This is a genomic window from Paenibacillus sp. BR1-192, assembly GCF_029542445.1.
Classification (GTDB): domain Bacteria; phylum Bacillota; class Bacilli; order Paenibacillales; family Paenibacillaceae; genus Paenibacillus_AQ; species Paenibacillus_AQ lautus_A.
Genome location: NZ_CP120718.1, coordinates 4,019,746 through 4,031,904, shown reverse-complemented (window position 1 = coordinate 4,031,904; position 12,159 = coordinate 4,019,746). Strand labels below are relative to the sequence as shown.

The window sequence follows — 12,159 nt, the reverse complement described above, 5'->3', positions numbered from 1 at the left end:
CGTCCGGCGAAGTTTCCGATTTATGTGGAGAACTCGTCGAGCATCCGCTGGGCTCCGCCGAGCTATACCTTCAAGCCTCAAGCGATAAAGGGATTAACGATTAAGGCGAGGAAGCTTCGGACTTTGCCGGTCCGGTCCTCGTTTCGTTATCCACGGTTCAAAGCGATTCATAAGTTGGCAATACACAATCCTGCAGCAAAAACTCCGTGATGAACGCGGAGTTTTTGTTTTTGCAGGTTAGCGTCAAACGGAACATCATGAGTGTTTATTGCGTATTGACCTGGAGTTAACTCCAAGTGATAAACTTAAGTCTAAGGAGGGATTATGATGGAGTATGCGAAACTAGGGAACACCGGTCTCGATGTTTCCCGCATCTGTCTTGGGTGCATGGGATTTGGCGTAGCAGAGCGCTGGGTGCATCAATGGGTGTTAAATGAAGAGAGCAGCCGTCCTATTATTAAAAAGGCATTGGAGCTTGGCATCAATTTCTTTGATACGGCGAATGTCTACTCGGACGGTACAAGCGAGGAAATTGTCGGCCGCGCCTTGAAAGAATATGCGAATCGCGACGAAATCGTCCTGGCGACAAAGGTTCATTTCCGTATGCACGAGGGCCCTAATGGGATGGGGCTGTCCCGGAAGGCAATCATGAGCGAAATCGACAAGAGCCTCAAGCGGCTGGGTACCGATTATGTCGATCTGTACCAGATTCATCGATGGGATTATGATACGCCTATCGAAGAAACGATGGAGGCCCTTCATGATGTGGTGAAAGCCGGAAAGGTTCGCTACATCGGAGCTTCAGCCGTGTATGCATGGCAGTTTCTCAAGGCCCAGCATACCGCTGAAAAGAATGGCTGGACCCGGTTCGTTTCGATGCAGAACCATTACAACCTCATTTACCGCGAAGAAGAGCGCGAAATGCTGCCGTTGTGCCAATCCGAAAAAATCGGCGTGATCCCCTACAGCCCACTAGCATCGGGAAGATTGACGCGAGACTGGTCGGAGACGACGCAGCGTTCCGAAACGGACATGGTTCAGAAATCCAAGTATGATGCCACGGCGGATGCCGATCGGATCATTGTGGAACGGCTTGCAGGCATTGCGAATGAGCGGGGCATTCCGCGCGTTCAAGTTGCGCTCGCCTGGCTGCTGCAGAAAGAACCGATCACGGCGCCCATTGTCGGCGCGACCAAAATATCTCACCTGGAGGATGCCGCAGCCGCGCTTACGGTCAAACTCACGCCGGAGGAGATGGCCTCCCTGGAAGAGCCGTACATACCTCACCGGGTTGTGGGAGCCTTGTAGCTTTAACAACTGACTTATTCAGGAAACGGTATTGAACAGAGAAGGTGAATCAAGACATGACGGTGACGATTAAAGAAATCAGCGAAAGGTTCGGGCTTTCCCAGGATACCCTGCGCTATTATGAGCGAATTGGGTTGATTCCGCCAGTAAACCGGAACAAAAATGGTATCAGGGATTATTCGGAGGAAGACATCAAATGGGTTGATTTTGTTAAATGCATGCGTCAAAGCGCGGGGCTTCCGGTCGAGGTACTGATCGAGTATGTTTCGCTTTTTCAACAAGGCGACGACACGCTTGAAACACGAAAGGGATTGTTGATTGAACAGCGCAATCGACTGGGGGACAAAATCGAAGAAATGACGAACACACTGGAACGCTTGAACGATAAAATCGCAAGATATGAACATACCATCATGAAAAAAGAAAATGCACTCAGGAAGCAGGCAGACTAACTTATCAAAAACCGGGTTTCGGGAGGAGTTCCCGGCCCGGTTTCTTGATTATAAACGAATGATCGTTTATTATAGCTTCATGAGACATAGAGACGATAACAAAGTGGAAGCCATTTTTGACGCGACGATTCAATTAGTGAATGAGATTGGGTTTGCGGAAACGTCGATATCCAAAATAGCTAAGAAGGCTAATGTATCGGCTGCAACGATCTATATTTATCATGAGAATAAGGAGGATCTGCTGCTTAAGACTTACTTAAAGGTGAAGGGCAAGATGAGTAAGAGCATGTTACAGGGATTCGATGATACGCGATCGGTTAAAGAACGCTTTGAATCGATCATCCGGAAGTATGTGGAGTTTATACATACGCACAAAGACTATTTTCTATTTTTAGAGCAAATCATGAATTCTCCATTGCCCCAGAAATGGTGTTTGGACGAGACCGCAAGTCTGTTCCAACCCATTTTCGAGATGTTTGAAACGGGAAAGAAGCAGAATATATTGAAAGCGGAAGATGTGGATATGTTGATCGTTTATTCGATTTTACCCGTAGCCGAATTGGCGAAATCACATCTGAAGTACGGAACCCGATTTGGTAATCGGGAATTGGAAGCAGCTATCGTTATGAGCTGGGATGCTGTGAAAGCTTAAATGTAAGAAGGAGCATTACAATTTATGTAATCCGATTCTTTTATCTTAGACTAGATTGGACAAATCGAGGTAGAACCCTATGACCATTTTTTTAATATGCGCTGCTTTAATCCTATCCATTGCATTGTTTCTGAGATATTATCCGCCATTCGGCCAAAGAGTATCTAGGGAAAAACGAAACGAATTTCGCAAACTCCCGAATTTCGACCGTAATCATTTTGTGAATCCAATCCATACCTCCATGAGGATGGGAACAACGGACTTCATGTCACTGTTACGCGATTACATGAAACGGAATCCCAATCGGAAGCCGACTTCTCCATTACCGATAAAGCGAGTAGATCCCACAAGTATACAACAACAAGCGCTAACACGTGTAACGTGGTTTGGGCATTCTGCATTCATGCTGGAAATCGAGGGGAAAACGCTGCTGTTCGACCCTATGTTAGGAACGTCTCCATCCCCAATCCCTGTTTTTGGGAATCAACGTTATAGCAGGGATATTCCTATTGATCTGGACAAGCTTCCTCCCATTGATGCCGTCGTTTTGTCACATGATCATTATGATCATCTGGATTTCAGCTCCATTCAGAAGCTTAAGGAGAAGGCTAAGCATTTTTATGTGCCGCTTGGCCTTGGTGGTCACTTGGAGCGCTGGGGGATTTCAAAATCGAGCGTTACCGAACATAATTGGTGGGATGCATCCGGGTTAGACGGTCTACAACTCATCTGCACGCCAGCGAGACACTTTTCAGGGCGAAGCCTGTTTGACCGCGATTCGACCTTATGGTCGTCTTGGGTCATTATCAGCAACAAGAGTCGAGTGTATTTCAGCGGGGATAGCGGGTATGGTCCACATTTTCATGAGATCGGAGAAAAATACGGCCCATTTGATGTGACGCTCATGGAATGTGGTCAATACGACAAACGTTGGGCGAATATTCATATGATGCCTGAAGAGACGGTACAGGCTCATCTGGATGTGAAAGGGCAATGGTTGATTCCGATCCATTGGGCAGGGTTTACGTTGGCCTTGCATGACTGGAATGAACCGATCGAACGCGTGACTATGGCTGCTAAACAAAAACAAGTGCACATACTCACTCCTCAAATTGGGGAATCGGTAGTAATAGCTCCATCGGCATATTCTACGGAGCCTGATCATGCTGTCGTTTGGTGGAAATAACAAAAACAGCGGCAATTTGTCAACTTACATGCATTATTAATCCGCGGAAAACGCGGATTTTTTTGTTTCACCCATGAAGCCGCACCCGATTGCTGCGAAAGGGATTTTTCTGTAATTGCTTCATTCCTATTGATCACTAGATTATGCCAATTTGTGTTAAAATCGAAAAAACTACTGTTTCGGATCGGAACCGTGGAATGGATCAGAGCATGCTCAGGAGGACATAGGATATGCAAAAACGCATTCTGCTCGTTGAAGACGACAACGACATCAATCAGTTGATTGAAAGCCAGCTGAAACAGGATCATTACAGCGTTGCATCTGCACGCGACGGCGAGGAAGCACTCGCGCTTTTTCAAAAAGAGAAGTTCGATCTGATCTTGCTCGATTTGATGCTCCCCAAGGTAAACGGAATGGAGCTGCTCAAACATATCCGAGAGACCAGCAAAGTTCCTGTTTTGATTATTTCTGCGAAAGGCAGCGACCTCGACAAGGCCATGGGCCTTGGATTTGGCGCGGATGATTATATAAGCAAGCCTTTCTCCATGATCGAATTAACAGCCAGGGTTCAAGCTGCCATTCGGAGGGCAACGTTATACGCGGAAACGGAAAGTAAACCTGCCGAACCCCCCGTCATTACGTATAAGGATCTCGTCCTGGACTTGCATTCGTTCTCCGTAAAAGTCAAAGGGAAAAGCGTGCCGCTCACCGCGAAGGAATTCCATATTTTGAAGCTGCTCCTAACCCATCACAGCAGGGTATTCACCAAGGAGCAAATCTATCAACTCATTTGGGAAGAAGATTATTACGGGAATGAGAACGTGATTAATGTACATATCCGGAGACTCCGGGAAAAAATCGAAGAGGATCCGTCAGCTCCGCAATACATTCGGACGATTTGGGGAATCGGATATAAAATGGGGGATTAGCACATGGTCCTTCTTTTGTCCGTCATTATTGCCGTATTGGTTGCAATCATCGGCTTGCTATTTATATCCGGGAAGAAACAAAATCAAAGCATCCTCGAGATAGCGAATAAAATCTCGGATATTCTGGACCAGGACACAGCGGAGAAAGTGTTGATGCCCACGGGCGACGATGCCGTCAGGCAGCTGCTCACACAGATTAACCGTTTGCTGGATAACAAACAGAAGGTATTTGCGGATTATGCCAGAACGAAGGACAGCCAAAAGAAAATGATCTCTAACATGTCCCATGATTTGAAGACGCCGCTGACGGTCATTCTCGGCTACACGGAAAAGCTGAATCAGAAGAATACGTTGACCGCGCAAGACGAGGAGGAAGTCATTCAACGGTTGAATGAAAAAGTAAACAGTCTGATCGCCTTGCTTAATCAATTCTTCGACCTTGTCAAAATCGAGTCGGAGGATTATGATACCCCGCTTAGCAAAATATCATTGAGCGAGGTTTGCCGGAACAGCGTGCTTGAGTTTTACGACCTGCTGGTTTCCAGAAATCTTCGGGTTGAGATCGACATTCCGGAGCTGCCCTTTTATTTCCTTGGCAACAAGGATGCGCTGCATCGAATATTGAGCAATCTCATATCGAATTCCATCCGCTATGGAAGCGACGGAGGCGTGTTCGGGCTGACGGTTCGGGAAGAAGGAGAATACGTGGCCGTAGACGTGTGGGACCGGGGGAAAGGGATCGCAGAGATTCATCAGGAACGCGTATTCGAAAGACTTTATACCCTGGACGATGCCCGGAACCCGCAATTTCAAGGAAGCGGGCTGGGACTAAGTATCTCTAAACGCCTAACGGAAGAAATGAACGGACGGATCAGTCTAAGCAGCTCGGAGGCTGACAAAAAGACCATTTTCACATGCAAATTCAAGCAATTAACCTACTAACCTTGATCCACGAGATGTTGTCCTCTGTTCAACGTCTCTTTTTTTTTCAGCCGCGCGTTTCGATTCATTCTTAAGAAACATGTAAGGAACGGGAAAGGAATAAGTCCATTTTCAGGTCTATGATAAAGATAACAAAGGAAATCAAATTGTGAACACGGTGGTGGTCTTCGTGGATTACGTCATTCAAACTTCGGATCTGAGCAAAACCGTAAAAGGGATGTCCATTGTAACGCGTGTCAATCTCAATGTGAGAAAGGGCGAGATTTATGGCTTGCTGGGTCCAAACGGCGCGGGTAAAACAACCATCATGAAAATGCTGACGGGGCTCATTCTTCCGACCTCCGGAGCGATCATGCTGTTTGGCAAGAATTTTTCAGAAACCTCCAAAGAAGGCCTCAAGCGGGTAGGGAGCATCATTGAATACCCGATATTTTACGAGCACATGACGGCCATGGAGAATCTCCAAATTCATTGCGAATACTTGGGCTATTATGATAAGAGAGCTATACGTCAAGCCCTGGACCTGGTCCAATTGGAAGGAATCGAAGATAAAAAAGTGAAGGATTTCTCGCTCGGCATGAAGCAGCGTCTTGGCATCGCCAGGGCCGCCATCACCAAGCCGGAATTGATCGTGCTGGATGAACCCACGAACGGACTGGATCCGATCGGCATTAAAAACATGAGGGATTTGATCCGAACACTGAACCAGGAATATGGGATTACATTTGTCCTGTCCAGCCATATCTTAGGGGAAATTGAGCAGGTAGCCGATAGGATCGGCGTCATTCAACGCGGTCAATTGGTCGACGAAGTCACGTTGTCCGACATTCGAAAGCAGCGTACCGATTATATTGAACTTATGACCTCGAATGTGCAGAAAGCAGCCTTTTTACTTGAGCATGAGCTTCGTATATCCAATATCAAAATCGTACAGGATCTGCGAATCCGAGTCTATGATACGGACGTATCGACCAGTCAAATTACCAAACTGCTGATTGCGCATGAGATTGAAATCGAGGAGATCCAAAAATATAACAGTACACTGGAAGACTATTTCTATCATCAAATTCAGGGAAAGGAATGAATCCGATATGTTGAAATTAATCGAGCTGGAATGGAAGAAGCTGGATCGCAAGAAAGTGATCGGTGAAGCGATTACGTATTGGATCATTCTTATGTTCTTGCCGGTATTTTTTCTCAAGGTCGTTTTTGCCGATATGCCGATGATTCGTTTTGGCGAAAGTTATGCTGCCGCTCTGGAACTGATGATACCCATTCAGATGGGGTTTATATTGTTCGGAGCGTCCCTGATCAATCATGTATTCATTGAAGAATATAAGAACAAGACGATGGCTCTTTCCTACGGATATCCACTCAGCCGAAAAAGGCTCGTGATGGCCAAGGTACTGTTCATTGTGTTGGCGGTTTTCTTCGGTACGCTGGTGTCCTTCGTACTTGGCGGTGTTGCAACTTATGCGCTCAACCAAGTGATGGATGTCATCCCGGGAACGCCGACGGCAGCTGACCTGGCGAATTATGCGTTCCGAATGATTTTACACTCCATCGTTGTCGCGCTTGCCTCATTGATTCCGCTATTTTGGTTCGGAATATGGAAAAGGGCGGTCATCCCAACGGTCATTTGCGCCGTCTTCCTGATGCAGTTCCCTAATTTTCTCGGGTTGCTGCGGATTACGTTGCACCCTGACTTTTTATATGCCATTTTCAGCGTATTGGGTGTGGCAAGCGTCATTTTATCGGTTAAATTCGTGAATAAACTAGGAGATTTGTAAGGAGGGGATGTGGCATCATGACACTTGAAGTGAAAACGGCTTTGTTACCTAATGGAGAAACGCTGAGTTATAGAGAAAGAACAGGTACGGAACCCTGCATGCTGTTGATTCACGGGAATATGGCTTCTTCGGAGCTGTGGGAACCCTTGTTGACGCATGCCGATATGACCCAACGCTTCATCGCTGTAGACTTGCGTGGTTACGGCGAGTCCAGCTATCAGAATCCCATTGGTGACATGAAAGACTTTTCCTCGGATCTGCATCAATTCGTAGAACAGCTTGGTCTTCGCCATGTTATGGTTATGGGCTGGTCGAATGGTGGAGGCATCGCCATGCAGTTTGCGGCAGAATATCCAGATCGCGTACGAAAGTTGATTCTGCTTGCCTCTATCTCGACTAGAGGATATGCAGCCGTGAATGCCGATGGCATTCGTCTGAAGACTAAAGAGGAAATAGTCAAAGACCCAGGACTTGCCATGACGTTTCAAGCAAATCAGAGGCAGGACCGGGCTTACTTTGCTCAGGCGATGGACTACCTTTTGTTTCATGAACGTGAGTCTGATGCTGCCACCCGTGGGAAGTACATCGATGCCTGCATGAAGCAGCGTAACATGGTGGATGCTGCCGATGCCGCAAACCGATTCAATATCAGTTCCGTATCCAACGGACTCGCGGATGGAACAGGAGAGTTGGAGCGTATTCAATGTCCGGTCCTCGTCATTTGGGGCGTTAAGGATTTGATTACCACGCAGCAGATGACGGAAGAAATCAAAGAAGACTTTGCAAGTCATGGAAAGCCAGTTCAATATGTATCCTTGGATGCAGGGCATTCCCCGCTAATCGATGATTTACATGGATTGGCCGCTGCCGTCCAAGCATTCATTGCTCAGCCATAGAAGGCTGAGCAATGATCTTGTCATACTGCTCGAAATCTTAAAACAAACACAGGGTCCTGACGATCTATTCGTCAGGACCCTGTTACCATAATATGTCCGGTGGCATGAATCTCCAATCTTTATTCTGTATCTCTTAAGTTGTAAGGTAATCAATCAGATGGGACGCGAATTCTTTATTAATTATTCAAGATCTTCATCTTCTCCAATGTTGTCAGCGTTAATTCCTTCGCGAATGCACCGCTGCCGGCTGCATTCGTTGCGAATACCCAGGTCTCTTTATCCGTCTCGACATATCCGACATACCAGCCAAGCCCCATATCGGACAGCCTCGAACCGGTTTTTCCATGAATCGTATATTCATCCTGTTCATCGTCGATCATCATCCGCTTGACCGTTTTCATCGTTTTCTTCTGAAAGGGCAAATTCTCTTCAACGAGCTTTTCGATAAACTCCGCTTGTTCTACGGCAGAGATCTTCAAGCTGCTGTTCAGCCAGAATGTATCGATGCCTCCGGTTATGTCGCGGTTACCATAATGGATTCGATTCACGTATTTCTGCATCAGCTCTTGGCCGATATCGCGAGCCATCGCCTGGTAATACCAAATCGCTGATTCCCTCATAGCCGAAGCAAGTGAGTGATCCCGGTTCCAAACCGGAAACTCTCTTACGATACCGTCCCATCTTTTGACTTCGTATTCGTCAGAAACAGCCTTGACTTCCAAACCGATGAGGGCATTTGCCACTTTAAAGCTGGATTCCGGAGTAAACCGCTGTTTACTTCTTTCAGAATTGAATGTGTATACTTGATCGGTCTTCAAATTCTTGAGGACCAGCGTCGCGTGGGACTTCCGGAAGGTTTGTTCCAGTTCAAGCCGATGGGAGCTTGGCTTTGCATCGGCACTTGGCGAGTATGCGAACAAGCAAACGACTGCAAGGAATATAAAGATAAAAGCGGATAGGCGGTTTTTCTTATTCATCTGTAACACGGCTGCATCACTCCTAGTACATCTTATTTCGGGGATGGTCTCGATGGCCATCGAACAGAACAAATTCCCCATATCAAATGCATTTTGATACTATTAGTCTATGGTTACAGGTGCTGCAAGTAAATCTGATTATTTAACGTTTGTACCTATACAGATTGAGGAGAGGAAGAGGGGGCCATATGATCTATGCCGAGGTCATGAAGAGTATCGAACAGCAAATCGATAATGGAGAGTTGAAACCAGGGAAGAGGCTGCCATCCATACGGGTGTTGGCCAAGCAGTTCGACTGCAGTGTCAATACCATCATCAAAGCATATTCCGAATTGGAAAAAAAACATAAAATCTATGCCGTCTCGAAAAGCGGTTACTATGTTGTAGAGCGGGTGCCTTCCGGACATTCAGGTTCAGCTGACACGGGAGTCATAGATTTTCTGTCAGCTGGCCCCGACAAGAATGCCATGCCTTACCGGGACTTTCAGCACTGCATCAATCAAGCGATTGATGTATATAAAGAGGAGATGTTTACCTATTCGGAGATCCAGGGGCTGCCTTCGTTAAGAGAGGAACTGACCCGGCATCTGCGTGAACTGCAAGTGTTTACGGTTCCTGACCGAATCTGCGTGGTATCCGGGTCACAGCAAGCGATTCATCTATTGATTTCGCTTCCCTTTCCTAATGGCAAAAAAAATATCTGCGTAGAACAGCCTACTCATGTCAGTATGATCGAGTCGATCAAGGTTCAGCAGGCCACGACATACGGAATCGAAATAACGGAGAGAGGAATCGACATGGAACGGCTGGAGCAACTGTTCAAATGCAACGACATTAAATGTTTCTACACCGTGACCAGGTTTCATAACCCGACAGGCTGCAGTTATTCCAATAAGGAACGACGAAAAATCGTGGAACTGGCCCAAAAATACGACGTTTACATTATCGAGGACGATTATCTAGGCGATCTCGATCCTGACAAGAACCAGGATCCGATGTTTGCTTACGATCCATCAGGAAGGGTCATATATATCAAAAGCTTTTCCAAAGTAATGCTGCCCGGCTTAAGATTGGGGCTTGCTGTTATTCCGGACTTCCTGCGTGACTCATTCCTTAGCGCCAAATTCGCTACCGATCTCCATACCCCGGTCCTTATGCAAGGGGCTTTGGAAATTTACTTGAAGAGCGGCATGTTCAAGACTCATACCCAGCGCATGAGATCCATCTACAGACGGAAAGCGGCCTTATTGCAAAAGGCTTATCAAGAGATGCTGCCGTCAAGCGCCGCATATTCGGTTTCTCAATCGGGATTCTATTCGACAATCCGGTTGCCTGGTCTGCTTAAGGCCGGGATGTTGATTGAGGATTTGAAGAAGGAAAACGTATACGTAGACGATGCCCGAAAAATGTATCTTCCCGAGTTTGCCCAGAATTCGGTGATTCGCTTAAGCGTGTCGCAGGTAGAGGAGGAGCTCATCGAAATCGGAGTCCAAACCATAGCTCGCGTAATAAAAGAGCAACTTAACAAAGTTCCGCAAGTGAAATTTATATGATATGAAGAAACAATGAGATATTCATAGGAATGGCATAGCAAATAAAAAGAAATATCAATTCCTTAATTCTATTATGATGAATATGAGTTGATTTGAGTGTGAAGGGGTGTATGTATGAGTTCTTTAGGGTCGTTGAATGTCGATGTAATTACATTGTTTGTGGAGGATTTGCACAATGTGAAGGTGTTCTATCAAGAAGTATTCGGTTTTTCCGCCGTTTATGAAGACGATGTTTCTGCGGTGTTCAATTTCGGAAATATGAGCATTAACCTCCTGAATATCTCCGAAGCCCACGGTCTGATCCGTCCTGGAACAGTCGCGAGCCGTGAATCCGGATCTCGGTTCCAGTTTACGATCCGGTTGGATGATGTAGATGCAGTATGCAGCGAATTGAAAACACGCGGCGTTACCCTGCTTAACGGTCCAATGGATCGGCCATGGGGTGTCCGAACCGCTGCCTTCACAGATCCGGCAGGGCATGTGTGGGAGATTGCGCAGCAAATCATTTGAAAAAGTTATGTGCACAACTGAACACGGAAAGATCCCTATCTCATGAAGACTTCGAATGACGGATGGCTGTCTCGATATAAGCCCTCAAATTTTTTATGAATGTGCGCATGGCGTATCCCACGAATCTGTCGCTGCGGTAGATCAGACAAATGTCTTGAGAAGGCGTAGGATTCCTCAGATGCACGACTTTGATCTCCGCATTGCGAAGATTATCCAGTAGAAGTCGCGGCAGAACGCACGCGCCAACACCGCTCTGTACCATCTGGAGGAGGGAGGATAATGTTGTTGTCACCATATGCGGCTGCACTGCAAAGCCGTTGTCCATGCAGAAGCGGTCGATCAGCTTGCGGCATTGATGATCGGGTGGAAACATGACCATTTTCATGGAGCGCAGCCTGTTCAATGGGATGAAGTTCTCCCCTGCAAGAGGATCGTTCCTATGTACAGCCAATGAGAATTCCTCGTGAAACAGGGGAATTGACGTAAGACGTTCATCGTTAACGGGTCCGATGGTTACGCCGATATCGATGCTTCGGTCCAGAACCTGTTCCGTGACCTTCATGGTTTCCAGAAGGGACAGCGAGATGGTGGGATAGGTCTGATGGAAATCCAGCAGCAAGGCATTAAACATGAGATCCGCGTCACCGGGCAAGACGCCGATCGATAGCGATCCACCTTGCATCTGCTTCAGATCGGCAATGGCATCGCCCGCTTGCTGCAGATGCCCGAACACGGCGGCGGCATGTTCATGAAGAATCGCTCCAGCGTCCGTAAGAACAATGGTTTTTCCCACGCGATCGAACAACAGAACCCCTAATTCTTCTTCCAATCTCCTGATCTGCTGGCTTACGTTGGGAGCACTGACTCCCATTTTTTCGGCTGCTCTCGAGAAGTGAAGCTCTTCGCATATAGCCATAAAATACTGCAGTTGTTTTAACTCCATCCTGCACACCTGCTTTCCCTC

At 46.8% G+C, this 12,159-nt stretch carries 13 protein-coding genes; 11 read left to right on the top strand and 2 right to left on the bottom strand.

The features are described from left to right. Positions 1 to 327 precede the first annotated feature (327 nt). The 9 genes from P0X86_RS17865 (at position 328) to phaZ (ending at position 8,155) form a co-directional block, all read left to right on the top strand. On the top strand, positions 328 to 1,308 hold the full coding sequence (locus tag P0X86_RS17865) for an aldo/keto reductase (RefSeq protein ID WP_277749052.1): 981 nt from the start codon (positions 328 to 330) through the stop codon (positions 1,306 to 1,308). A gap of 56 nt (positions 1,309 to 1,364) precedes the next feature. Next, complete coding sequence (locus P0X86_RS17860; protein WP_217993022.1) at positions 1,365 to 1,760, top strand: MerR family transcriptional regulator; 396 nt, start codon at positions 1,365 to 1,367, stop codon at positions 1,758 to 1,760. A 103-nt stretch (positions 1,761 to 1,863) separates the two neighbouring features. After that, on the top strand, positions 1,864 to 2,412 hold the full coding sequence (locus tag P0X86_RS17855; RefSeq protein WP_277746076.1) for a TetR/AcrR family transcriptional regulator: 549 nt from the start codon (positions 1,864 to 1,866) through the stop codon (positions 2,410 to 2,412). Between the two features lie 241 nt (positions 2,413 to 2,653). Further along, complete coding sequence (locus tag P0X86_RS17850; protein WP_481858303.1) at positions 2,654 to 3,598, top strand: MBL fold metallo-hydrolase; 945 nt, start codon at positions 2,654 to 2,656, stop codon at positions 3,596 to 3,598. Positions 3,599 to 3,828: 230 nt separating this feature from the next. Next, positions 3,829 to 4,527 carry a response regulator transcription factor gene (locus P0X86_RS17845; RefSeq protein WP_096774019.1) on the top strand — a complete coding sequence of 233 codons (699 nt, stop codon included), beginning with the start codon at positions 3,829 to 3,831 and terminating at the stop codon, positions 4,525 to 4,527. Between the two features lie 3 nt (positions 4,528 to 4,530). Then, positions 4,531 to 5,469 carry a sensor histidine kinase gene (locus P0X86_RS17840; RefSeq protein ID WP_277746074.1) on the top strand — a complete coding sequence of 313 codons (939 nt, stop codon included), beginning with the start codon at positions 4,531 to 4,533 and terminating at the stop codon, positions 5,467 to 5,469. A 169-nt stretch (positions 5,470 to 5,638) separates the two neighbouring features. Then, on the top strand, positions 5,639 to 6,553 hold the full coding sequence (locus tag P0X86_RS17835; protein ID WP_277749051.1) for an ABC transporter ATP-binding protein: 915 nt from the start codon (positions 5,639 to 5,641) through the stop codon (positions 6,551 to 6,553). A gap of 7 nt (positions 6,554 to 6,560) precedes the next feature. Next, positions 6,561 to 7,259, top strand: a complete 699-nt coding sequence (locus P0X86_RS17830; RefSeq protein WP_277746073.1) for an ABC transporter permease — start codon at positions 6,561 to 6,563, stop codon at positions 7,257 to 7,259. A 17-nt stretch (positions 7,260 to 7,276) separates the two neighbouring features. Then, on the top strand, positions 7,277 to 8,155 hold the full coding sequence (gene phaZ, locus P0X86_RS17825; protein ID WP_277746072.1) for an intracellular short-chain-length polyhydroxyalkanoate depolymerase: 879 nt from the start codon (positions 7,277 to 7,279) through the stop codon (positions 8,153 to 8,155). A gap of 176 nt (positions 8,156 to 8,331) precedes the next feature. Here phaZ and blaOXA read toward each other — a convergent pair whose 3' ends face one another. Beyond that, complete coding sequence (gene blaOXA, locus P0X86_RS17820) at positions 8,332 to 9,132, bottom strand: class D beta-lactamase (protein WP_481858302.1); 801 nt, start codon at positions 9,130 to 9,132, stop codon at positions 8,332 to 8,334. Between the two features lie 188 nt (positions 9,133 to 9,320). Here blaOXA and P0X86_RS17815 point away from each other — a divergent pair, with 188 nt between their 5' ends. Both P0X86_RS17815 and P0X86_RS17810 read left to right on the top strand, forming a co-directional pair. Further along, positions 9,321 to 10,685: an aminotransferase-like domain-containing protein gene (locus P0X86_RS17815; protein ID WP_277746070.1), complete on the top strand. Its 1,365-nt coding sequence runs from the start codon at positions 9,321 to 9,323 to the stop codon at positions 10,683 to 10,685. Between the two features lie 114 nt (positions 10,686 to 10,799). After that, the gene (locus tag P0X86_RS17810) at positions 10,800 to 11,195 is read left to right on the top strand and encodes a VOC family protein (protein ID WP_277746069.1); all 396 of its coding nucleotides are present in this window, start codon (positions 10,800 to 10,802) and stop codon (positions 11,193 to 11,195) included. 40 nt (positions 11,196 to 11,235) lie between these two features. Here the strand turns inward: P0X86_RS17810 and P0X86_RS17805 are convergent, their stop codons facing one another. Beyond that, complete coding sequence (locus P0X86_RS17805; RefSeq protein ID WP_277746068.1) at positions 11,236 to 12,138, bottom strand: LysR family transcriptional regulator; 903 nt, start codon at positions 12,136 to 12,138, stop codon at positions 11,236 to 11,238. Positions 12,139 to 12,159 lie beyond the last annotated feature (21 nt).

Bases quoted from the DNA above. Each gene is read 5' to 3' on its own strand.
- P0X86_RS17865 (WP_277749052.1), top strand. From the start codon at position 328: ATGGAGTATGCGAAACTAGGGAACACCGGTCTCGATGTTTCCCGCATC.
- P0X86_RS17860 (WP_217993022.1), top strand. From the start codon at position 1,365: ATGACGGTGACGATTAAAGAAATCAGCGAAAGGTTCGGGCTTTCCCAG.
- P0X86_RS17850 (WP_481858303.1), top strand. From the start codon at position 2,654: ATGAGGATGGGAACAACGGACTTCATGTCACTGTTACGCGATTACATG.
- P0X86_RS17845 (WP_096774019.1), top strand. From the start codon at position 3,829: ATGCAAAAACGCATTCTGCTCGTTGAAGACGACAACGACATCAATCAG.
- P0X86_RS17840 (WP_277746074.1), top strand. From the start codon at position 4,531: ATGGTCCTTCTTTTGTCCGTCATTATTGCCGTATTGGTTGCAATCATC.
- P0X86_RS17830 (WP_277746073.1), top strand. From the start codon at position 6,561: ATGTTGAAATTAATCGAGCTGGAATGGAAGAAGCTGGATCGCAAGAAA.
- phaZ (WP_277746072.1), top strand. From the start codon at position 7,277: ATGACACTTGAAGTGAAAACGGCTTTGTTACCTAATGGAGAAACGCTG.
- blaOXA (WP_481858302.1), bottom strand. From the start codon at position 9,132: ATGAATAAGAAAAACCGCCTATCCGCTTTTATCTTTATATTCCTTGCA.
- P0X86_RS17815 (WP_277746070.1), top strand. From the start codon at position 9,321: ATGATCTATGCCGAGGTCATGAAGAGTATCGAACAGCAAATCGATAAT.
- P0X86_RS17810 (WP_277746069.1), top strand. From the start codon at position 10,800: ATGAGTTCTTTAGGGTCGTTGAATGTCGATGTAATTACATTGTTTGTG.
- P0X86_RS17805 (WP_277746068.1), bottom strand. From the start codon at position 12,138: ATGGAGTTAAAACAACTGCAGTATTTTATGGCTATATGCGAAGAGCTT.